Consider the following 22,479-nt stretch of genomic DNA (forward strand, 5'->3'; position numbering starts at 1 on the left):
TAGTCAATAAGTCATGCTTTTTATTTCAAGAATTTTCTTCACCCTTCTTGTGATGAACTATACTGACAAACTTGTCTCCTTCTTTTATTTTGCGAACTCTTTTTTCAAATTCCATTCTGCTTAACCAAATTTGTCTGTCGCAGCCTAGGCATCTAAGCTTTATATCGACACCTGTTCTTGTTATTTCCCACTTGTTCTCTCCGCAGGGGTGTCCTTTTTTTAAAGTAATTATATCTCCAAGCTCATATACCAGCATTTTTCACCTCTGTTCTGAATTTAGGCGGAGCAATATTATTTTCTATAAACATTTCCACCACCCTTTGTCTAATTTCGTACTCAACATCAAATTGCAGGCCCGGACCTGCATTTGCAGCTACAGTTATATCGTAACCGTCTTTACCGTTTCCTGTAACTCCCCAAATATTAGGTCCTGCTAATATTCTTTTATCCTTTTTCAAATAATCAAGCTTTTCTCCAAGAAGCTTAATAACCTTTTGAGGTTCTTCCTTTAAATCTACAGAGAAAACTACCTTGGCTCTCATATCTCCCCTTTGTTTATTTGTAACAATTGAGATTTTACCGTTGGGAATAATATGTATATCTCCTGAATAATCTTTAATTGTTGTAGTCCTTATGCCAAGTTCTTCAACTACTCCCGACTTACCCTCTATTTGAACCCAATCCCCTACACTGTATTGATCTTCAAGTATTATAAAAAATCCGTTTATTACATCCTTAACAAGGCTCTGAGCTCCAAAGGATAAAGCCAGGGAACCGATTCCCAGGGTTGCAATTAAAGATGAAGTATTAACTCCAACCATATCTAAGGCTATTGTAGTTGCAAGAAAATAAATTAGAAATTTTATAACCTTATTAAGAAGCTTTACCAAGGTAACGATTCTCATAAAGGACTTGGAATTTTCTTTTTTAGACAGAATACTTCTGTTTATAACCTTTGAGGTTAAGGAAATAGTTATATAGGCGACTAAAAAAATCGCAAAAATAGTAAGAATCTTTCCAAAAATATTAAGATCTCCATTTTCTCTTTTTATTAAATCATTGAAAAAATACTTAATAGAATTAAAGTCCATTATCCTTTAGTTCCTTCCATTAGATATTTTGTATAAATTAATCTTGCCTTCTTTAAGAGATCCCAGGGTAACTCCTGAAATTTCTATTTTATCAACCTTGGTTCCAAGTCTTGTATAAAATTGAGACTTTTTCCCAAGCTCTCCTCCTATGTCGCTTTCACCATAAGCATAAAGGGAGTTTGAAACCTGAGTAAGCTTGTTTACATTGGCTGATAAAATTATTTTGTTAACCTCTTCAGGCTTAAAATTGTATTTTGAAATAATATTTGAATGAAGCAAATATATATTTCTATCAATAACCATAATATCACTAATGTTAGGTATCTCTTTTCTGGCTTCCTTGTCCCCTTCATAAACATAGAGGTTTTTGTCAGTTGCCATAATTGTTCTTTTCTTTGACCTGTTAATATATAAACTTACCTCAGATGAAAATTCCTTAATTTTTTTGTCATTTCCTGTTTTCATTACAAGGATGGTCTTGTAGCCTGTAGCATCTTTTAAAATCTCCGCCACACTGAATTTATCCGACTCATATAAATCATAGGTTAGAATAGTATTAACTGTGGAATACAAATCACTTAGACTGCCGTCCTGATTTAGAAGCTTAAGATCTTCACCATCTTCTCTCTTTAAATGAAGAACAATCTCTCTGTTATTGTAGCTGATATTATACAAATCACTTGGCAGCTTAAAAACTCCTAAAGAATCTCCCGTATCATTATACTGATAGAGTTTTTTTAAGTCCTTGTCATATAAAAATACAAAGTTGTTGGCAAAATAAACCTCTATGCTCCTGTCTGTGAACTTTACGGTTTTCATAAGATTTCCGTCCTTGTCGCAAAAATACAAGGCATCATTATCATAGAGCATAATACCGTTAATACCTATTTTAAAATCCTTTACATATTCTATTTCACCAATAGTTCTATCAAAAACTATATCTCTTTTCCCGTAAATACCGGATCTTTTAATAAAAACCACTGCAATAATTACAAGCAGTAGGGATAAAAGTCCGATTTTAATATATCTTTTCAAAGCCAACCTCCAAGGAAATTATAACACAGTTATCCTTTCTTATTAAGATGAACCTATTAGAGGACTTTAAATTTTAATTAAATCTTCTTATGATTTGTTATAATGAATCTGTAGATTAGTGTAAATTTTATAAATAAGGTGAGACATGAAAATATTAATTGTAGAAGATGAAAAAGAACTTAACGACACCTTGGCAAAAAGCTTAAGGCTTTCAGGTTATTCCGTAACATCGGCCTATAGGGGAGATGAAGCTGAAGAGCTTAGTTATGTTAATAGTTATAATTTAATAATTTTAGATCTTAATCTGCCGGGCATGTCCGGTTTTGATCTTTTAAAGAAAATAAGGCAAAGAGACAAAATAGTAAATATTATTATCCTAACTGCCCGCTCTCAAGTCGATGACAGAGTAAAGGGTCTGGACCTCGGTGCCAATGACTATATGGTAAAGCCCTTTTACACAGAGGAGCTTGAAGCCAGAATAAGAAATCTTTTAAGAAGATCAGGAGAAATATCATCCTATCTTATAAAAATAGGCGAATTTACCTTTGATACAAAAAATAGAACTGCCTATGCTGATAGTAAAGAAATAAAACTCACACCTAAGGAGCTGGGTATTTTGGAATATCTTTTACTGTCTATGAACAGGTATGTAACTATTGAAGAACTTATGGAGCATATTTGGGAGGATGACCTGGACTTTTTCTCCAATACGGCAAGGGTCCATATGGTTTCTCTTAGAAAAAAATTAAGGGCTGCTCTTGGCAAGGACCTTATTGAAAATAAAATCGGAAGAGGTTACATAATTAATGAAAAGAAATAGTATAGTTTTTAAAACCGTCAGCGTTGTTATACTTATATTTTTTCTCATGCTTCTTATTACAAATATAGCGATTAATAAGAAAAATGAAAGTCTAACTGAAGACATAATTAACAATCTTGAAATAAGTAGTGAAAGCTCCAATATAGACAAGGAGAACACGATAGTTGTCATTAATAAAACCTATGACAATACCATTTTCGACTTCAGAACCTACTCCTTAATAGTAATGGGTTTTGTGTCAGTTCTTGGAGGAGGTATCTTTTACCTTTGTATTAAAAAAATGCTTAACCCTGTATCAAAGCTTGCAGAGGAAATTAAAGCAGTTGATATAAATAACATATCTGAAGATCTGGAAATTATTAAACCTATAAAAGGCTCAAGTGAGGTGGAGGAGCTAAGAGTCTCCTTTAACAGCGCTTTTAGAAAAATCTATCAAGACTATAAAAGCAAAAGAGACTTCAGCGAAAGTGTAGCCCACGAGCTTAAAACTCCTCTGGCTATAATAAAGGCAAGACTTGACCTTTTTAAAAAGGATCCGCAAGATATAGAAGACTTCACCCAGTCCATGGACAAAAATCTCTCTCGCCTTGATGAAATGATTGAAAGTATTTTAATCTTAAGAGAAAACAAAACACCTAATTTAACAGAGACGGATTTTAGAAGTCTTATTGAAGAGCTTGAGCCTGACTTTATAAATATTTACGGTTCAGATATTAAAATAGATATTTTAGGAGACCTTAATATAAAAACAGACCCTCTTTTAATACAAAGAGTCATTTATAATCTTTTAGACAATGCCTTTAAGTATAGCAAAGGCAAACCCGTAAGGGTAATCTTAAGCAATGAAGAAAAAACCTTTGAGCTAATTGATCAGGGTCCCGGAGTTTCTAATAGCGATCTTGAAAATATTTTTGAAATTTTTTACCGAGCCGACAAGTCAAGGAGTAGAGACACAGGAGGTTATGGCATAGGCCTTGCCATAGTAAAAAGCATAGTTGCTAAACTCAAGGGAAGAATTGTAGCTAGAAACTTAGATAAGGGCATGTCCTTTAAAATTTATTTTTAAATTTATTTTAATTTATATAAATCTTTATCTAATCTTTATATCCTAAATGTTAAAATACCTAGCGAGGTGAAAAAATGATGATTAAATCAAAATACATAAGGGCAAGCTTGTTTTGTCTATCTATTTTCTTTATAGCCTATGGAGCCTACAGAGGAGAGGCCGACTCCGTTTTATCAAAGGCTATTAGAATTTGTTTGGAGTGTATAGGAATTGGATGAGAAAAAAATAAGCTTTTTTAAAAACAGAAGACTTATTCAAGGTTTTTCCACTTTGGTATCCAACATACACCTCCCAAATTTTGTAAAGGGTACCATTTATACAGGAAAACTTAAAAAAGTTTGCTTACCCGGCCTTAACTGCTACTCCTGCCCCGGAGCGACAGGCGCTTGTCCTATAGGTGCCTTTCAAGCAGTAGTAGGTGGTAAAAATTTCAGTTTTTCTTACTACATAAGTGGAATTTTAATATTTTTAAGTCTTTTGGTGGCAAGATTGATCTGCGGATTTATTTGCCCCTTCGGGTTTTTTCAGGACCTTGTTTATAAAATCCCCTTTAAGAAATATTCCACTAAGAAACTTAAACCCTTAAGGTATATTAAATATTTAATAATGATTTTTTTAGTCTGGGGTCTTGTGGCAATTACAGCAAACAAGTCAGGTATATCCATCCCTTACTTCTGTAAGTATGTATGCCCTCAAGGTATCCTTGAAGGTGCTCTGCCTCTTTCCCTGGCAAACCCCTCAATAAAATCTGCCCTTGGTAAACTTTTCTACTTTAAGTTTAGCATTTTGGCATTAACGATTTTTTTGTCCATTATTTTTTATAGGCCCTTTTGTAAATGGATCTGCCCCCTTGGAGCTTTTTACTCCTTGTTCAATAAAATATCTCTGTATCAAATACACTTTGACAAGGAAAAGTGCATAGCCTGTGGCAAATGCCTAAGGGCTTGTAAAATGGACGTAAATGTAATTAAAGATCAAGCTCATCCTGAATGTATAAGATGTAATGACTGTGTAAGAGCTTGCCCAACAGGAGCCCTCTTTACTTCAGTAGATAAATTAAAAAACAAATCAGAAAGGAAAATTATTAATGAAAATGAAAAAACTTCTAGCCCTTGTGCTTCTTGTAAGTCTAAGTCTACTTGCAGCATGTAATAGCAACAAGGAAAATAATCAAGTAAATACTTCCGAAAACACTTCTCAAAACGCTTCTTCAACTCAAGAAGACAAGAGTCAAACTCCAAAGACCTTTCCGGCTTTTACAGCTAAGGACTTTAAAGATAATGATGTTGATGAAAGTGTTTTTAAAGACAAAAAACTCACCCTTGTTAACTTTTGGTTTACAGGTTGCAAGCCTTGCATAGATGAAATGCCCTACCTTGGAGAATTATCCAAGAAGTTGGAAGAAAATGGTATGCAGTTAATAGGTGTTTGTGCAGATGCCGATAAGGAACCCTATCTAACAGATGCAAAAAAAATAGTTGAAGATTCAGGAACAGACTTTAGACAAATGGTCTTTAACGGTGGAGATATTATGAATGGATTTTTAGGAAACATAATGGCATTTCCTACAACCTATATAGTAGACGGTGAAGGTAACATAATTTCAGAACCTTTAATCGGAACTCTTGATCAAGCTAACAATGCCGAAAAAATAAATTATTTTATAGAACAATATAAAAATGCAAATTAAAAAAGAGTCTTACGACTCTTTTTTAATTATAGAGATTTTTATCTCCAAACTTGATTTTACTGTCAACTACAACTCTCTCTCCGGGAAGTCCGTATTCATCCATTAACAAAAATAAAATCTTACAAATCTCAGCTCTTGAAATTCCTTCATTTGGCCTTAAAAGAGAATCCTCCGCCCCGTTAATAACTCCAAGACTTACAAGTCCGCCTGCATAACCTCTGTTATCTTCTGTAAATAAAGACCCATCCTTAAATTTGCTGAGAACCTGAGGATTTTGCTTTAGCTTATACATATATCCAACTATTCCCATAACATCCTGTCTGGAAATAGCTGCATGAGGATTAAGCTTTCCTGTAGTCGGGGTCAGGTAACCTGCCTTTATAGCCTTTGACACATCTTCATAAAACCAATCCGTAGTCTTTACATCTGAAAAGGTAACTGCATAAGTTTTTTTCAAATTGGCCATTGAATTTATTATAGAAAAAAATTCAACTTTTGAAATATTGTTATCAGGCTTAAATTTGTTTCCATCATATCCGGTTACAAATCCGATACTGCTCATTTGATCTATATAATCCTGTGCCCAATGTCCCACAGTGTCGGAATATTTAACTGCAAAAACCGGATTAGAGCTAAATACAAGCAGAAGAGTAAGTAGAATTAACAGCAGCTTTCTACCTTTTTTCATTAACCCTTCACCCTTTTTCCTATGTTAAACCATTATTTAACTGTCTATATTGTATCATGCTCCTATATGTTTATATTTTAAGTTTGTATTACATAAAAAATCCCTTTTGTAACACAAATGAAACATTACTTCCTAAAGTAGTTTACGGCACCCTTAAATATATTTTGCAATTCTACATCATAGATATTTTTATAAAGGTCCTTTGCAACTCTCTCAGAGTGTCCCATTTTACCAAGAATCTTTCCGTCCTCTGATATAATGCCTTCAATATTATATTCTGATCCGTTTGGTGAAACCTTATAAACTGCCGCAACCTGTTCCTTATCTAAAAGATCCTTTAGGACTTTTTCATCTACAACAAATCTTCCTTCCCCATGAGATATTGGCAACCTATAAATTTTTTCCTCTGACAATTCACTTAACCAAGGTGAGTTTACAGTAAGAACTCTTGTATCAACAAACCTTGCTATATGTCTTTTTGCTCCATTAAGAATAAGAGTCGGTGAGTTTTCACTTAGCTCCTTAATTTCACCATAGGGTAGAAGTCCTGACTTAACTAAAGCTTGGAAGCCGTTACATATACCTATAATTAAACCGTCATTTTCATTTAAAAGTTTATTAATGGCAGCTGCTACCTTCTCTGATCTTAATACATTGGCTATAAACTTACCTGAACCGTCAGGTTCATCTCCTAAAGAGAAACCTCCCGGCAATGCCAATATTTGAGATTTTTCTATAAGAGCCGCCAATTCATCAAGGGACTTAACTATATCCTCATGGCTTTGATTTTTAAATACATAAATTTCAGCCTCTGCCCCTTGTTCCTCAAAGGCCTTCGCAGTATCCCATTCGCAGTTGGTTCCCGGAAATACAGGTATTACAACCTTAGGTCTATCTACAGGCTTGTAGGATTTCATTCTTCTCTTTTTATTCTTTTTGTTTTCTATGCCCGGATCTTTTTCTTCCTTATAAGGTTTAAACACGTCATCAAGGCTATGAAGATAATTTTCCTTTAATTCCCTTTCGTCAAGCTCAATGCCATTTACTCTTATGCCTTCCTTAAAGCTTCCGATTTCTTTTATAAAGTCCCTGTCCTCTTTATATTCAACTACAAAGCTTCCGTATTTAGGACTGTAAAGATCTTCAAGCTCAATATCAAAGCCTGTATTTCCAAGTGCTTGTTCATAAATTTGAACAAGAGTTGATTTGGTAACAGCAAAGGCGGAGATTACATTTTTATCTTTAATCTCTTTATTTAACCTTTCCATCTTTTCCTTCAGGTCTTTTAAATCAAGCATACCCTTGGAATTAATTTTACTTTCAATTAATCCAAGTTTGCCTTTTCCCTTAAGATCTTGTGAAACTATATTTTCAATGTCAGCTGTTGTTACTGCAAAAGAAACAAGAGTCGGTGGAACGTGAATGTCTTCAAAGCTTCCACTCATAGAGTCCTTTCCTCCTATTGGAGGTGCTTCAAAGAACTTCGATGCTTCAAAGGCACCTAAAAGTGATTTAAGAGGTTTTGACCAAACTTCCTGAGAATCCATTTTTTGATAAAATTCCTGGAAGGACAAACGTATTTTATCAAGAGATGCTCCTGTTGCAACAAGCTTTGCAATAGACTCTATAACTGCATAATAGCCTCCAAGATATTGAGATTCTTCACTTAAGTATGGATTAAATCCATAGGACATTAAAGAAACTGTTTTAGTATCTCCCTTTAAGCTTGGAATTTTTGCAACCATTGCTTGAGTAGGATTGTATTGTTGATTTCCTCCAAGAGGATTTAATACTGTTGCTCTACCTACAGTTGTATCAAAAATTTCGTAAAGATTCCTTTTGGAAGTGTTATTTAAATCCTTAAGGTATTTTGCTAAATTTTTAGGATCCTTATCTGAATTATTAAGAACCTTGGCTACATCTTCAGATGTAACCTTTACCTTTTCTTTTCTATCTGCTCCGTTGGTGTTAATAAAATCGTAGGACAAGTCGCAAATTAGTTGATCTTCATAGTACATAAGCATTTTGTTATTATCTGTAACATTTGCAACTATTCTAAGCTCAAGATTCTCTTCAAGAGCATATTTTTCAAATTCCTTATAGTCGTTCTTATCTATTACTATTGCCATTCTTTCTTGAGATTCTGAAATTGCAATTTCCCTCGGCTTAAGTCCTGCATACTTTAAAAGCACCTTGTCAAGATAAATTTCAACTCCATCGTGCAATTCTCCTATGGCAACTGAAACTCCACCTGCTCCAAAGTCATTACACTTTTTAATCATTTTGGCAACCTTTGGATTTCTGAAAAGTCTTTGAATTTTTCTTTCTTCAGGGGCATTTCCCTTTTGTACCTGTGCAGACTCAGTAACTATTGAACTTACAGTATGGGTCTTTGAAGATCCTGTAGCTCCGCCTATTCCGTCTCTACCTGTTCTGCCTCCTAGAAGCACAACTATATCTCCGGGAGTCGGTTCAATTCTTCTTACGTTTTCTTCAGGTGCCGCTGCTATTACAGCTCCTGCTTCCATTCTTTTTGCCACATAACCCGGGTGATAAATTTCATCTACATAACCTGTTGTAAGTCCTATTTGATTACCGTAGGATGAGTATCCCTTAGCTGCTTCCGTTGTTATTTTTCTTTGAGGAAGCTTGCCCTTTAATGTGTCCTTTATAGGTGTTTTAGGATCTGCCGATCCAGTTATTCTCATTGCCTGATATACATAGGATCTGCCGCTTAGAGGGTCTCTTATTGCTCCTCCAAGACAAGTGCTGGCTCCTCCTAGTGGTTCTATTTCAGTTGGATGGTTGTGAGTTTCGTTTTTAAACATTAATAGGTAGTCTTCAAGTTCTTCTTTGCCGTCTTTGTCAACTCTTACTTTTATCCTTACTGAGCAGGCATTGATTTCAGAGCTTATTTCTAAATCTTCAAGTTTGCCTTTTTCCCTTAGATACTTTGCTAAAATAGTGCCGAAGCTCATTAGAGATATAGGCTTTTTAATATTAAGCTCTTTTCTCATTTCAAGATAATTGTCGAAGCTTTCCTTAATCATTTTGTCAAGCTCAGTCAAAGGGTTAAAGTCTATGTTAAGCTCCGTATTAAAGGTTGTATGCCTACAGTGATCTGACCAGTAGGTATCAAGTATAGCAATTTCAGTTTCGTTAGGATCTCTATTTTCGGATTTAAAATAATCTCTTACCATTAAGGCGTCTTCAAAACTCATTGCTAAAGATTGTTTATCAATAAAATCTCTTAATTCTTTGTCATTGTAGTCGATAAAACCTTCATATACCAGATTCTCCCTGTTAACACTTTTTGTTGATGAAAGTGTTGTAGGTACATTAAGAATTGGAACTCTGTGGGAGTCTACGGGGTTTATAATGTAATTTTCTATTTTCTCAAGGTCTTCTTCCTTTACTCCCTTAAAATCATAAACTGTACTGTAAGAAACCTTTATATCCTCGTCTACAACTAAGGAGATAGTATCAAGTAAGCCTTGCTCTCTTTGGCTGAATTGACCCGGTAAATAAGCTGATGCTATAGGATTTTCAAGCTCCTTTTGAAGCTTAAGAGCATCTTCTCCTATATAAATATCATCTACCGGCCTTTCTGAAAGAATGGTGTATTTTATCTTGTCTATTACCTCTTCGCTTGTTTCTATGTCGTATCTCTTGTATAGCTTTACAGAATCTAAATCTATACCTAGAGATGATTTTATTTCTTCAGTTAAGCCCTTAGATTCAAAATCAAATTCATCCTTCTTACATACATAGACTCTTTTTACTCCGGGGCCTATGTCCTTTCTATAATACATTCCGTCAAAATGTACTTTTTTAGCATCTTCATAAACCTGTTTAATCGCTTCATCAAAGGTATCGGCACTATAAACAAGATTAAGGACTCTACCTCCATCAGTAACAAGCTTTCCGTCTTTTAAGGCTGTCCCTGCATGATATATTTTTGATTTAATACCATCATCAAAGCTTATTTTCTTGCCCTTTTCATAGGATCCCGGATATCCTCCGGAAGCAAGTACAAGACAAAGAGTTTTCTTCTTGTTTAGCTTTAATTCTACTTCTGATAGTCTTGCTTCAGAGGTTGCTTGTAAAAGCTCCAACAAATCATTTTCTATATTTTCAAGGATAACTTGAGTTTCAGGGTCTCCGAATCTTACATTAAATTCAAGAACGTCTATGTCCTTATCCCCTATCATCAATCCTATAAAAAGAGTACCTCTATAGTCTATTCCTTCACTTTTTAAGCCCTGAAGAACGGGATCTAAAATTTCTTTTCTTATTCTTTCAAGGAAGGGTTCAGCTTCTATATTAGGTGAGAAGGTTCCCATACCACCGGTGTTTGGACCAAGTTCACCTGTAAAAATTTTCTTGTGGTCTCTTGAGGTAGGTAGGGCCAAAATTGTTTTTGAATCAGTAAGACTTATTAAGGACATTTCAAATCCACTTAAAAATTCCTCTATAACAACCTTGTCACAGTTAAATTTATTTTTATTTAATACTTCATCTAAAAAGTCCCTTGCTTCTTCAAAATCAGATGTAATAAATACACCCTTTCCTGCAGCAAGTCCGTCAGCTTTTATAACAGTTCTTCCCTTTTCATTAAGAAGTTTTTCAGCAAAATCAACCGCTTCCTTAAAATCTTTTGTCTCAATATAATCAGCTGTAGGAATCTTATATTTTTTAAGAAATCTTTTAGTAAAAGCCTTACTATTTTCAAATTCCGCAGCTTCTTTATTAGGTCCATAAATCTTTAGACCTTCATTTTGAAATTTATCAACTATACCACTGCAAAGAGCCGCTTCAGGTCCTACAACTGTATAGTCAATTTTTTCTTCCTTTGCAAACTTGAGCAAGGAGTCTATGTTCTCGGCAGATATTCCTGTATCCTTGCCAAGCTTACCTGTTCCTCCATTACCTGGAGCAAAATATAGTTGTCTTGTTGAGTCTTTTTCAAGAAGTTTAGTTCCTAAAGCGTACTCTCTACCTCCCGAACCTACTATTAATATTTTCATGGCTCCTCCTAATGTTTAAAATGCCTATTTTTACTAAATACCATTGAAATGCCAAGCTCATTGCATTTCTTAATGGAATCTTCGTCTCTTAATGAACCTCCCGGTTGAATTATGGAAGTAAGTCCCATTTGTCCTGCAAGCTTTACACAATCGTCAAAGGGGAAGAAAGCATCTGATGCCAAAACTCCTCCGTCAAAGCTCTTGTCGTAGTGATTTTTAATATTTTCAAGAGCCCAAATCCTTGAGGTTTCTCCTCCTCCTATTCCTATAGTTGTCTTATCCTTAACTACAACTACAGCATTGGACTTAACGTGTTTTACTACCTTCATTGCAAATTTTAAATCCTCAGTTTCCTTTTCTGTAGGAAGCTTATTAGTTACGGGACTAAATTCATCTTCAGCCTGATCTTTTTCTTGACAGAGAACAGCTCCGTTTAAGTATTTAATATCCATGTCAGCTTTTTTAAGGTCAAAATCTACCTTAACAAGTCTGATGTTTTTCTTCTTTGTTAAAATTTCAAGAGCTCCCTTTGTAAAATCTTTTGCAGCTATAATTTCAAGAAAAATCTTTGAGCACTCTTCTGCAAGTTTCTCGTCAACTTCTCCATTTAAAGCAAGGATTCCTCCAAAAATTGAAAGGCTGTCAGCCTCATAGGCTTTAAGATAGGAATCTAAAAGATTATCCTGTTTTGATACTGCACAGGGTGTGGCATGTTTTAAGGCTACCGCCGTATTTTTTCCAAGCTCTGCTGCAAGTTCCACAGCTACATTAAGGTCGTTGTAATTATTAAAGGACATTTTTTTGCCATGGATAATCTCAGGATTTGACAAGTAGGAATTAATAAATTTGTCCTTATATAATGCTGCCTTTTGTGTTGGGTTTTCTCCATATCTTAAGTCTTCAGCTTTTTCAAAGCCTAAATTCAAGTAGCCTGTTTCTTTACCGGTTTCTTCTTTAAAGTACCTGGCTATAAGTGAATCATAATATGAAGTAAGGCTGAAAGCTTTTGTAGCAAGCTCTGCTCTGAAGCTTTCATCTACACTATCAGTTTTTAATTTTTCTATAAGTCTTTCATAATCGCAAACATCGGTTACTACTAAAACATCCTTGTAATTTTTAGCCGCAGCTCTTATAAGGGTGGGGCCTCCTATATCTATGTTTTCTATTATTTTAGCCTTGTCTTTAGTTTCCAATGCTCCAGAAAAATCGTAAAGATTTACTACAACTATGTCTATAGGAGAAATTTTTTCGTTTTTTATGGTTTCCACATCTTGAGGATTGTCCCTTCTGTATAAAATTCCTCCATGGATATAGGGGGATAAGGTTTTTACCCTACCTCCTAAGATTTCTTTAAAGTTTGTAACGTTCTCTACAGATACAGCTTCAACTCCGGCCTCTTTAATGGCTTTTAGGGTGCCTCCTGTAGATATTATTTCGCAACCTAAATCAGATAGGCCTTTAACTAAGAATTTTAAATTAGATTTGTCTGTTACAGAAATTAAGGCTCTCAAAGATTTTCCTCCTCTATTTTTTTAATAGCATCCTTTAAGATTTTATGTTCGATTTCAAGGACCATATCCCTTATTTCATAGGGACTTTTAGCCTTACTTATATCCACTTTCCTTTGAAGGACTATATCTCCGTCATCAAGCTTGTTATTAACGTAATGAACTGTTGCACCGGAGAGCTTTTCCTTATTTTTAAATACGGCTTCGTGAACTGCCATTCCATAAAAGCCCTTTCCACCATACTTAGGCAATAGGGAAGGATGAATATTTATAATTCTGTTTTCATAGTTATTTACTATTTCTTCCGGAACCTTCTTTAAATATCCGGCCAAAACTATAAAATCTATGCTATAATCTCTAAGTTTATCAAGAAGCTTATCGTCATCTTTTATTACAAAAGAGTCTATATTTGCATTGTAACCATGTATTAAGCCCTTGGCGTCTCTGTCAGCTATTATAAGAGATATCTTGCTTTTAAATTCTCCTCTGTTTTCAGCATCTATAAGTGCCTTAAGATTGGTTCCCGTTCCTGAAATTAAAACAGCTATATTCATTTTATCTCCACGCTTTTATTTAGATTCTTAGAGTTTTTTACTTCACCTATTAGGTAGGCTTCATCATCAGTTGATTCCTTTATAAATTCTATAACCTTTGAGGCGTCATCCTTATCTACTATTACAATCATACCTATTCCCATGTTAAAAGCTCTATAAAGCTCTTCCTCTTCAATTTTTCCGCTTTGCTTTATAGCTGAGAAAACTTCTCCTATATCCCAGGAGTTTTTGTCTATACTTACAGCTAAACCTTGAGGAATAATTCTCGGGACATTTTCTAAAAGTCCTCCGCCTGTTATATTGGCTACTCCTTTTATATTAAACCTATCTATTAGGGCAAGGATAGTATTTACATATAGCTTTGTAGGCTCTAATAAAACCTCTCCTAAGGTTTTTTCGCTGCCGAAAAAGCTTTCTGTAAGCTCCATTTTAAGCTCTTCAAGGAAAAGCTTTCTTGCAAGGGAATAACCGTTGGAATGCAAACCGCTTGAAGCAAGTCCTATAATAAGATCTCCCTCTTTAATTTTGCTGCCGTCTATTATTTTATCCTTGTCTACTATTCCTACGCTAAAGCCTGCCAGGTCATATTCGTCCTTTTGATACATTCCGGGAAGCTCTGCGGTTTCTCCTCCTATAATTGCAGTTCCTGTTTCCTTACAGGCCTTGGATACACCCTTTACTATTTCAGCTATTTTTTCCGGAATGATTTTATCTATTCCTATATAGTCGAGGAAAAATAAGGGTTTTGCACCTTGACAAATAAGGTCATTTACACACATTGCAACTAAATCTATGCCTACAGTATCGTGAATGTCCATTTTTTGGGCTATTAGAAGCTTTGTTCCTACACCGTCTGTAGATGCAAGTAGCACAGGCTCTTTCATATTTTTAAATTCAGAAAGCTCAAAGCCTCCGCTAAAAAGTCCTATATCTCCTAAAACGCCACTTGTTACCGTATCCTTAACATGCTTTTTTATAAGTTCAACAGCTTTATTGCCGGAGTCTATATCTACTCCGCTATCTTTATAATTAATCATATCTACTCCTTATATAACAATGGGATCTACAGGATAATCTCCGTTAAAGCAAGCTTTACAAAATCTATCTTCTCTTATTAGGGTTGCCCTTTGAGCGGCTTCAGGTGAAATAAATGCCAAAGTATCCGCATCTATCCTTTCCCTTATTTCTTCAACTGACATATTTGCAGCAATTAAGTTCTTTCTACTTGGTGTGTCAATTCCATAATAGCAGGGGTAGCATACTGGTGGTGAAGTTATCCTCATATGCACTTCCTTGGCTCCGGCTTCTCTCATTCTTTTTATAAGATTTTGTGAAGTGGTTCCTCTGACTATGGAGTCATCTATTAATACTATCCTTTTGCCTTCTATTACGTGACGTAGAGGATTTAATTTTAATTTAACAGCCATTTCTCTCTCTTCCTGGGTTGGCTTTATGAAGGTTCTACCCATATATCTATTTTTTACCAGTCCCGTAGCGAAAGGAATTCCGGCTTCTTGTGCATAACCTATTGCTGATGGTATTCCGCTATCAGGTACAGGTACTACTAAATCCACATCACAGGGTGCTTCAATTGAAAGGTACTCTCCGCATCTTCTTCTGTAGTTATAAGCATTTACTTTATCTAAGGTTGCATCCTCTCTTGCAAAATAAACATATTCAAAAATGCAGTGTCTTGGCCTTTTAGCCTCGTCTGAAAAATAACTTTTTATTCCGGCTTCATCTATTTCTATAATTTCTCCAGGAAGAACGTTTCTGATTTTTTCTATACCTATAATTTCACTTGGTGCATTTTCTGAGCATACTATTATACTGTCTTCACTTTCACCTATTGTTAAGGGTCTTATGGCTGATGGTCCTCTAAAGGCGATAAGCTTATTTTTCATAAGCAGCACTGCTGAATAAGATCCCCTAATAACCTTCATAGTTTGTTTAACGGCATCTACTATATTTCCTTTGTAGTATCTTGCTATTAAATATAGTATTACTTCAGTATCAATGGAGGTTTGAAACATAACTCCTTCTTCTTCAAGCCTTGTTCTTAAAATTTGATGATTTACAAGAGCCCCGTCATAAGCAAGAGCAAATTCATTGCCCTTGGCAAATCCCATTAAAGGCTCAGTATTATAATCGTGAGATCCTGCAGCACCTGAATATCTTACATGGCCTATTCCTATATTGCCGCTTAATTTCTTAATCATGTTCTCATTAAACACATCTATTACAAGACCTTCTCCTCTTTCACGATTAAGGTTTTCTCCATCTGATACAACCATACCGCAAGCTTCCTGACCTCTGTGTTGTAAAGAGTTAAGTCCGAAGAATAACTTTGTACTTACAGAAGAGTTGGAATAAATACCTATAACTCCGCTCATTAGCATCCCTTCCCGTTCAATTAAATTAAATAGTCTTCCAATAAAAAATAGAGAACCCTTATTGGTCCCCCTAACACTTAGTTTTAGCTACAAAACTACCTTTTCTCAATGAATAAAATCCACAATCAAGTAAGCTGATTGTCTCTGACCTTAGTGTAGTGGATACACTTACACCATAAAACCCCATATTTAAATCAATATTAAGTTTTTTTGATTTAATATGAGTAGGCAACATCCTAACCCCCTAACTTGATTATGGCTATATTATACCATATATGAAGGAATATTAAAGTATTTTATGAAATTTTTAAAGTCTATGTAAAATTATTTATATAAAAAAAGTAGACCAATATCGGTCTACTTATCTTTAAAAACTTTAAGCATAATCTTAACTGATATATAAAATAAAATCAGTACTGCAAAAACTCCTCCAAGTCCTAATACAGCAACTTCAAATCCTGATGCTAAAATAGAATTCATACCTACCTCCTAGATAAATAATGGCACCAAGGCCAATATCATACTTCCTGCAACTACTGACCCAAGTTGTCCCGCAACATTTGCACTCATTGCCTGCATAAGTATAAAATTCGTTGGATCTTCTTCTTTTGCAAGTTTTTGCACAACTCTTCCGGACATGGGAAAGGCTGATATACCTGCAGCTCCTATCATAGGATTTACCTTTTCTTTTAAGAAAAGATTTAAAATCTTTGCAAATATAACTCCTCCTGCAGTATCAAAGATAAAGGCAACAAGACCCATAGCCATAATCATAAGTGTCCTTACATCTAAAAAGGCATCTGCTGTCATAGTTGAACCTATGGTTATTCCTAGAAGTATAGTTACAAGATTTGCCAGCTCATTTTGTGCAGATATTGATAATCTGTCAAGAACACCGCAAACTCTAATAAGATTTCCGAACATTAAGGCACCTATTAAAGCAACGCTCATAGGAGCAATAATTCCGGAAATAATTGTAATTACTATAGGAAATAGTATTTCCACTACCCTAGGTACCTTTACACCGGTATACTTCATTCTTATCTTTCTTTCCTTTTTAGTTGTTAAAAGCTTTATAACCGGAGGTTGAATAATGGGCACAAGGCTCATATAAGAATATGCTGCTACAGATATAGGTCCAAGATAATTCCTTGCAAACTCCTTTGCCACATAAATAGATGTAGGTCCGTCTGCCGCACCTATAATACCTATTGAAGCAGCTTCAGGCAAGGTGAATTGTCCTGTTGCAAGGGCAAACATCATAGTGGCAAAAATCCCAAACTGTGCTGCAGCTCCAAAAAACAACATAAAGGGACTGGCTATTAGGGGTTTAAAATCTATCATGGCTCCAACTGCTATAAAAATAAGAACAGGGAACAATTCCGTTGCTATACCCGCCTCATACAAAATTGTTAAAAATCCATCTTCTCCCACTGCCGAAGACAGAGGTATATTACATAAAATCGCACCGAAGCCTATAGGCAAAAGCAAAGTAGGTTCATATTCCTTCTTTATTGCAAGATATATTAAAATTCCGCCTATAATAAACATAATTATATGTCCTAAATTTAGGTTAACTATACCTACCAACAAACCTTCTCTTAATCCTTCCATAAATTTCCTCTTTTACTTAAATTTTAAAAATAAAAAAAGACCACTGTAATAAAAACAGTGGTCTCGTTTCCAATTTCTTGGTCTTAGCCGGGACTATGCCGTAATGACGACTAAGGTTTATAAACTACTCCCCAATGAATTATCTTCATATAGGATATATTTTTCTAAGTTTATACTTGTAATGCTTGCTATTAATACCAACCTCTAAGTTTCATAGCTTGGTCTATAGATCTTATTGCATACATATAAACAGCTTCTCTTAAGGTTACCTTGTATTCATCAGCTACTCCGAATACTCCTTCAATAGCCTTCATCATGTCTGCTTCTTGTTTTTCTTCTACTTCAGATTCAGTCCAGTAGTATCCATATTGGTTTTGAACCCATTCGTAATAAGATACAAGAACTCCACCTGAGTTAGTTAAAATATCAGGAGTTAAATTAATACCCTTCTTTGCAAGAGCTTCGTCGCCTTGAGGAGTTGTAGGTCCGTTTGCAGCTTCACATACAAGCTTAACATTAAGCTTTTCTGCTTTTTCTGCTGTAATAACATTTTCAAGTGCTGCGGGTACTAAAATATCATATTCTTTAGTCCAGAATTCTTCATCTGTAATCTTTTCTGCTCCTGGGAATCCTAGAAGAGTTTTGTGTTCTTGCTTGTAAGCTAGAAGTTCTTTAAAGTCTATTCCATTTTCATTGTATAGAGCATAGTTTCCTTCTTTTTTATCCCATTCAGCTATAGCACAAACTTTTCCACCTTGTCTGCAAATGTTCTTAACCGTAAATGATCCTACGTTACCGAACCCTTGTACAGCTATTTTTGCAGTTTTAATGTCAAGACCGAATCTCTTTGCTGCTTCTCTTACTACTATAGAAACTCCGAATCCTGTAGCTTCGTTTCTTCCTTCAGATCCGCCGAATGCTACCGGTTTTCCTGTGAAAGTACCTATATCCATTCTGTCGCCGTTTAGTTTGGTATATTCGTCAACGAACCAGCTCATTATTTGGCCGTTAGTTCCAACATCTGGTGCAGGAATATCAATTCTTTCACCAAGATATTTATAAAGACCTCTTACATAACCTCTGCAAAGTTGCTCAAGCTCTCTATCAGAAAGTTCTGAAGGATCTACAGCGATACCGCCCTTACCTCCACCATAAGGAAGGCCAAGTGCTCCGCCTTTAAAAGTCATCCAAAGTGAAAGTGCTTTTACTTCATCCATGTTTACTGCAGGGTGAAAACGAACGCCGCCCTTTGCAGGACCAACTGCATCAGAGTGAGCTGATCTCCAACCTTTAAAAGTCTTTAAAGTTCCATCATCCATTTTTACAGGGATAGTAATTTCTATAACCCTTTTAGGTTCTTTTAAAAGTTCGTAAACTGCAGGATCTGCTCCTAATTTTTCACAAGCACTTTTTACCTTTTCTTGTGCCGCTACTAGTGGATTTAAAGTATCTGTCATTATTTAACACTCCTTTTCTCCATATACATATGGACTAATAAATTTTATAAAATTCATGCGTACTAATTATAACAAATGAGATATCTTAATTCAATATAACATATTTTTATACAACACAAAACACTGTATAAAACAAATATTATATAATATACATAAATTAAAATAACCTGTTTAAATTTTTGTACCAACTTTACAGATAAGGTTAGTTCTAATATCTCACTTATCTTCTTTTCCAACAAGGTAATAGGAAATACTTACTAAAAGTCCTCCAACTATATTTCCTATAGTTGCAGGGACCAAATTGTGTAGTGCCATAGCAAGGGTAACCTCATTTGATAAAAGTCCTCCCAAAATATATACAGTCATGTTTGCAATACTGTGTTCAAAGCCTAAGGCTACAAATGGAAGAATACACCAAAATATCATAATGAGCTTTCCCGACTCGCTTTTCATCTTTAAGCAAGCAAGAACTCCAAGGCACACAAATATATTACACATAATACCTTTAAAAAATATAGCCATTACATCTGCTTTACTTTTTGAAATTGCAAGACCTACAACTGCATCTCCAACAGGAGTGCCTTTAGCTGCGGTTCCTAAGAATAAAACAGATACTATAAGTGCACCTACAAAATTTCCCACATAGGAAAAGGCACAAACCTTAACTGCATCTGATCCTCTAAGGGCCCCTCCGAAAGCTCCTCCCGACATAGTCATAACATTTCCCGTGAAAAGATCCGCACCAAGCATCATAACCAAGGACAATGCCATGCTGAATACAAAACCGTTTATAAGTTTTACAAAGGGTCTATCCACACCTGCGAAAATAGATTGACTAAGTGACATAATAAGAATTCCAAGACCTATGTAGAAGCCTGCAATAATTGCCGACACAAAATATCTGGACTTGGACTTATCGTATAGGGCAAATTTTTTCAAAGCCGCCGATTTAATAGCTTCCAATGCTTCGTTATACATTTCTCATCCCCTTATTCCTGCTATAGCATAATCTCCTTTTGTCTAATTATAGTCGAAATTTAAAAGTTTATATCAATCTTGAAAAAACCTTTTTAAACTAAATCAAAACCTTCATTAAATATTTCATCAACATAAAATAGACCTATAAATCCCGGACCTGTATGGGCGCCTATTACAACACCTACCTGTCCTAAGATAATAGTCTTCGGATCTGCAGAAGATTTTTCTACGATAGTATCTTTAATTTTTCTTGCAAAACTGTCATCATCTCCATAGGCTATAAAGACTGATTGGTCGCCAGCTGTTTTTTCATAAGTCTCAAGATATTTGTCAGTAATCTTTTTAAGAAGATTTTTATCTCCCCTTACCTTTTCTCTAGGAACTAGTTTCCCATTAGGATCAATTTCCATAAGAGGCCTTATGTTTAAAAGAGATCCTATAGCCGCAGCACCCTTTGATACTCTACCGCCTCTTACCAAATAGCTTAGGTCATTAACTGAGAAAATATGCTTTACTCCCGTCTTTATCTTTTCAACATTATCTAATATATAGGCGGCATCTTTTCCATCTTTAGCCATTTTAGCAGCTTTCACAACTACAAGACCCTGTCCATAGGTGGCGGACCTTGAGTCTACAGTGTGAATCTTTGCATCGGGATATTTTTGTAAAACTTCTTCCTTTATTTTTACCGATTGTTCATAGGAGCCGCTTAATCCGGAGCTTAGAGAAATACTTATAAGCTCTCTTTTTTCCTTGGCATATTTTTCAAAACAGTTTCTATAGTCAAAGGAACTTACCTGACTGGTTCTATAAACCTTGCCGGCTTTCATATCCTCAAAAAGTTTATCAGAATTAATTTCTCCCTTACTGTACTCCTCTTCTCCATCGTTTATAAGAATATTAAGAACCTCTATATCGTATTTTTCTATTAGCTCACTTGTTAAGTCCATTCCTGTATCTGTAACAATTTTTATACTCATTCTTTCTCTCCAAACTTACTTATTTTTCTTCCCGAAAAATCTATTGTTAAAAATCTCCTGGGTTTTAATTAATTGACTCGTTGTCAGCTTCTGAAGCTCAAGGCAAAAATCTATCTGACTCCTTAAAAGTTCAAAATAAAGATCATCCTGATTATTAGCTTTCTCTTCGTATGGCATAGGTAAGTTACTATAATCTTCATTTGACTTAGGTGCTTCAAGCTCTATTATAAGCTCTCCGCCAAGACCTCTTTGAACATTTTTTAGAATATTTTTATTAAGATCTTGAACTTTTTTTATATCTACCAAGTCCACACTCTTTTTAACAAAATCTTCCTTGTCAAAATCCACAGTCATACTTTTTTCATATATATAGGGAGCATTTTCTATAAGTTCTCCGTCTCTTACGTCTTCAAAAATCTTACTGTCAAAAGCTTCCTTAATAGCTTCTTGAGGGCTTGTTTGCCTATAACCCTTAACCTCTGCATAAATTTTATTTTCTTTAAGGTTGGCTTTTCTTAAAACCTTGGCAAGAGCATAGCTTTTAATACATTTAATCCATATATAGTCGCCCTTATTAATAGAAGCAGCCAACTCCTTTGTTTTAAGATCCATACCATTTAAATCTATTACAAGAAGATCTTCCTCTAATATGGTATCAAAATCCTCTGAATTTTTTAAATTAAGTCTATATAACATAAAGCTACCTTCCTCTATAACCCTCTTAAAAAATCCGGTCTGAAATTTTTGTTTTCAAGACTCGTGTCTATTAAATCAATCATAGCCTGTCTGTCTTCGTTAAGAGTTCCCTTTAAGGGCACATAGTTTGAAGCGTGATTGGATCTGAAGACAGTTCCTTGTGAGTCTACATTTTCTAAAAATAATTTCATCTCATAAAGAATTCCTTCGGCAGAAGGCATTTTAAATTTTCCACTTACATAGTCCTTATAAATAGGTGCATTTTCGTATATTCTCATAGTTAAATAAGATACATAATCAGGCTTGGTTTCACTAATAAGCTTGGCTGTATTTATGGCATTTTGTTCCATTTTATCAACTCCGCCAAGACCTGCAATTATAGTAATTGATGTAGAAAAACCTACCTCCTTGCACTTTTTCATAGAATCCACATAATCTTTAACTGTAAGGCCTTTTTTAATGTCTTTTAAAATCTCATCATCGCCACTTTCAAAGCCTATATAAAGCATGTGAAGTCCTCTCTTATAAAGCTCCTTTAATTCCTCCGTGCTTTTTCTGTTTATATCCCCTGCAGTTGCATAGGATGAAATCCTCTCAACATTAGGAAAATTTTCGTTTATATAATCAAGTAGTTTAATAAGATGTTCAGTTTTAAGAACAAGAGCATCGCCATCAGCAATAAATATTCTTCTTATTCTTGGAAAATACTCTCTAATATCCTCAAGATCAGCTATTATATCTTCAATATCTCTAACTATAAAAGGTTCCCCTTTATACATATAGCAAAATGTACAGCTGTTATGTGAACAACCTATAGTCGCTTGAATTATAAGTGAAGAAGCCTCACTTGGAGGTCTGTAAACATTTCCGTAATATTTCAAA

At 34.9% G+C, this 22,479-nt stretch carries 21 protein-coding genes; 5 read left to right on the forward strand and 16 right to left on the reverse strand.

What is annotated here, in order from left to right:
- Positions 1–25 precede the first annotated feature (25 nt).
- Genes PEPCATONIAE_RS06650 through PEPCATONIAE_RS06660 form a run of 3 tightly spaced genes read right to left on the reverse strand, consistent with a single transcriptional unit; the run spans position 26 to position 2,126 of the window.
- Positions 26–256 (reverse strand): DUF951 domain-containing protein, encoded by a 231-nt coding sequence (locus PEPCATONIAE_RS06650; protein WP_138160351.1) that lies wholly within the window; start codon positions 254–256, stop codon positions 26–28.
- A complete protein-coding gene (locus PEPCATONIAE_RS06655) occupies positions 243–1,091 on the reverse strand; it encodes a mechanosensitive ion channel family protein (RefSeq protein ID WP_138160352.1) in 849 nt (282 codons plus the stop codon). Before PEPCATONIAE_RS06655 ends, PEPCATONIAE_RS06650 begins: the two co-directional genes overlap by 14 nt.
- A gap of 6 nt (positions 1,092–1,097) precedes the next feature.
- Entirely contained in the window at positions 1,098–2,126 is a 1,029-nt protein-coding gene (locus tag PEPCATONIAE_RS06660) for a hypothetical protein (protein WP_138160353.1), read from the reverse strand.
- A gap of 145 nt (positions 2,127–2,271) precedes the next feature.
- On the opposite strand from PEPCATONIAE_RS06660, the gene PEPCATONIAE_RS06665 reads away from it, so the two are divergent.
- The 5 genes from PEPCATONIAE_RS06665 (at position 2,272) to PEPCATONIAE_RS06685 (ending at position 5,702) form a co-directional block, all read left to right on the forward strand.
- Complete coding sequence (locus PEPCATONIAE_RS06665; protein ID WP_138160354.1) at positions 2,272–2,946, forward strand: response regulator transcription factor; 675 nt, start codon at positions 2,272–2,274, stop codon at positions 2,944–2,946.
- A complete protein-coding gene (locus PEPCATONIAE_RS06670; RefSeq protein ID WP_138160355.1) occupies positions 2,933–4,012 on the forward strand; it encodes a sensor histidine kinase in 1,080 nt (359 codons plus the stop codon). Before PEPCATONIAE_RS06665 ends, PEPCATONIAE_RS06670 begins: the two co-directional genes overlap by 14 nt.
- A 77-nt stretch (positions 4,013–4,089) precedes the next feature.
- On the forward strand, positions 4,090–4,230 hold the full coding sequence (locus tag PEPCATONIAE_RS06675; protein ID WP_138160356.1) for a CD1871A family CXXC motif-containing protein: 141 nt from the start codon (positions 4,090–4,092) through the stop codon (positions 4,228–4,230).
- Positions 4,223–5,164, forward strand: coding sequence for a 4Fe-4S binding protein (locus PEPCATONIAE_RS06680; protein WP_138160357.1), 942 nt, complete (start codon positions 4,223–4,225; stop codon positions 5,162–5,164). The genes PEPCATONIAE_RS06675 and PEPCATONIAE_RS06680 overlap by 8 nt, the downstream gene beginning before the upstream one ends.
- A complete protein-coding gene (locus PEPCATONIAE_RS06685) occupies positions 5,100–5,702 on the forward strand; it encodes a TlpA family protein disulfide reductase (RefSeq protein WP_138160358.1) in 603 nt (200 codons plus the stop codon). Before PEPCATONIAE_RS06680 ends, PEPCATONIAE_RS06685 begins: the two co-directional genes overlap by 65 nt.
- A 22-nt stretch (positions 5,703–5,724) precedes the next feature.
- Here PEPCATONIAE_RS06685 and PEPCATONIAE_RS06690 read toward each other — a convergent pair whose 3' ends face one another.
- The 13 genes from PEPCATONIAE_RS06690 to PEPCATONIAE_RS06745 all read right to left on the reverse strand — a co-directional run bounded on the left by PEPCATONIAE_RS06690 (position 5,725) and on the right by PEPCATONIAE_RS06745 (position 22,478).
- Positions 5,725–6,390 carry an S-layer homology domain-containing protein gene (locus PEPCATONIAE_RS06690; protein ID WP_138160359.1) on the reverse strand — a complete coding sequence of 222 codons (666 nt, stop codon included), beginning with the start codon at positions 6,388–6,390 and terminating at the stop codon, positions 5,725–5,727.
- Between the two features lie 125 nt (positions 6,391–6,515).
- Positions 6,516–11,417: a phosphoribosylformylglycinamidine synthase gene (locus PEPCATONIAE_RS06695; protein WP_138160360.1), complete on the reverse strand. Its 4,902-nt coding sequence runs from the start codon at positions 11,415–11,417 to the stop codon at positions 6,516–6,518.
- An 8-nt stretch (positions 11,418–11,425) separates the two neighbouring features.
- Positions 11,426–12,928, reverse strand: coding sequence for a bifunctional phosphoribosylaminoimidazolecarboxamide formyltransferase/IMP cyclohydrolase (gene purH / locus PEPCATONIAE_RS06700; RefSeq protein ID WP_138160361.1), 1,503 nt, complete (start codon positions 12,926–12,928; stop codon positions 11,426–11,428).
- The gene (gene purN / locus PEPCATONIAE_RS06705) at positions 12,925–13,479 is read right to left on the reverse strand and encodes a phosphoribosylglycinamide formyltransferase (RefSeq protein ID WP_138160362.1); all 555 of its coding nucleotides are present in this window, start codon (positions 13,477–13,479) and stop codon (positions 12,925–12,927) included. Before purN ends, purH begins: the two co-directional genes overlap by 4 nt.
- Complete coding sequence (purM, locus tag PEPCATONIAE_RS06710) at positions 13,476–14,516, reverse strand: phosphoribosylformylglycinamidine cyclo-ligase (protein WP_138160363.1); 1,041 nt, start codon at positions 14,514–14,516, stop codon at positions 13,476–13,478. The genes purN and purM overlap by 4 nt, the downstream gene beginning before the upstream one ends.
- Before the next feature lie 9 nt (positions 14,517–14,525).
- Entirely contained in the window at positions 14,526–15,872 is a 1,347-nt protein-coding gene (gene purF / locus PEPCATONIAE_RS06715) for an amidophosphoribosyltransferase (protein ID WP_138160364.1), read from the reverse strand.
- A 357-nt stretch (positions 15,873–16,229) separates the two neighbouring features.
- Positions 16,230–16,352 carry an OadG-related small transporter subunit gene (locus tag PEPCATONIAE_RS08705; RefSeq protein WP_138160365.1) on the reverse strand — a complete coding sequence of 41 codons (123 nt, stop codon included), beginning with the start codon at positions 16,350–16,352 and terminating at the stop codon, positions 16,230–16,232.
- Positions 16,353–16,361: 9 nt separating this feature from the next.
- A complete protein-coding gene (locus PEPCATONIAE_RS06720; protein ID WP_138160366.1) occupies positions 16,362–17,486 on the reverse strand; it encodes a sodium ion-translocating decarboxylase subunit beta in 1,125 nt (374 codons plus the stop codon).
- A gap of 191 nt (positions 17,487–17,677) precedes the next feature.
- The gene (locus PEPCATONIAE_RS06725; protein ID WP_138160367.1) at positions 17,678–18,943 is read right to left on the reverse strand and encodes a Glu/Leu/Phe/Val family dehydrogenase; all 1,266 of its coding nucleotides are present in this window, start codon (positions 18,941–18,943) and stop codon (positions 17,678–17,680) included.
- Positions 18,944–19,159: 216 nt separating this feature from the next.
- A complete protein-coding gene (locus tag PEPCATONIAE_RS06730; RefSeq protein WP_138160368.1) occupies positions 19,160–19,921 on the reverse strand; it encodes a formate/nitrite transporter family protein in 762 nt (253 codons plus the stop codon).
- Positions 19,922–20,013: 92 nt separating this feature from the next.
- On the reverse strand, positions 20,014–20,901 hold the full coding sequence (locus PEPCATONIAE_RS06735; protein ID WP_138160369.1) for a DegV family protein: 888 nt from the start codon (positions 20,899–20,901) through the stop codon (positions 20,014–20,016).
- Positions 20,902–20,916: 15 nt separating this feature from the next.
- Entirely contained in the window at positions 20,917–21,597 is a 681-nt protein-coding gene (locus PEPCATONIAE_RS06740) for a hypothetical protein (RefSeq protein WP_138160370.1), read from the reverse strand.
- A 14-nt stretch (positions 21,598–21,611) separates the two neighbouring features.
- Positions 21,612–22,478 carry a B12-binding domain-containing radical SAM protein gene (locus tag PEPCATONIAE_RS06745; protein ID WP_138160371.1) on the reverse strand — a complete coding sequence of 289 codons (867 nt, stop codon included), beginning with the start codon at positions 22,476–22,478 and terminating at the stop codon, positions 21,612–21,614.
- Between the last annotated feature and the right edge of the window lies 1 nt (position 22,479).

This window comes from Peptoniphilus catoniae, from assembly GCF_901447155.2.
Classification (GTDB): Bacteria; Bacillota; Clostridia; order Tissierellales; family Peptoniphilaceae; genus Peptoniphilus_E; species Peptoniphilus_E catoniae.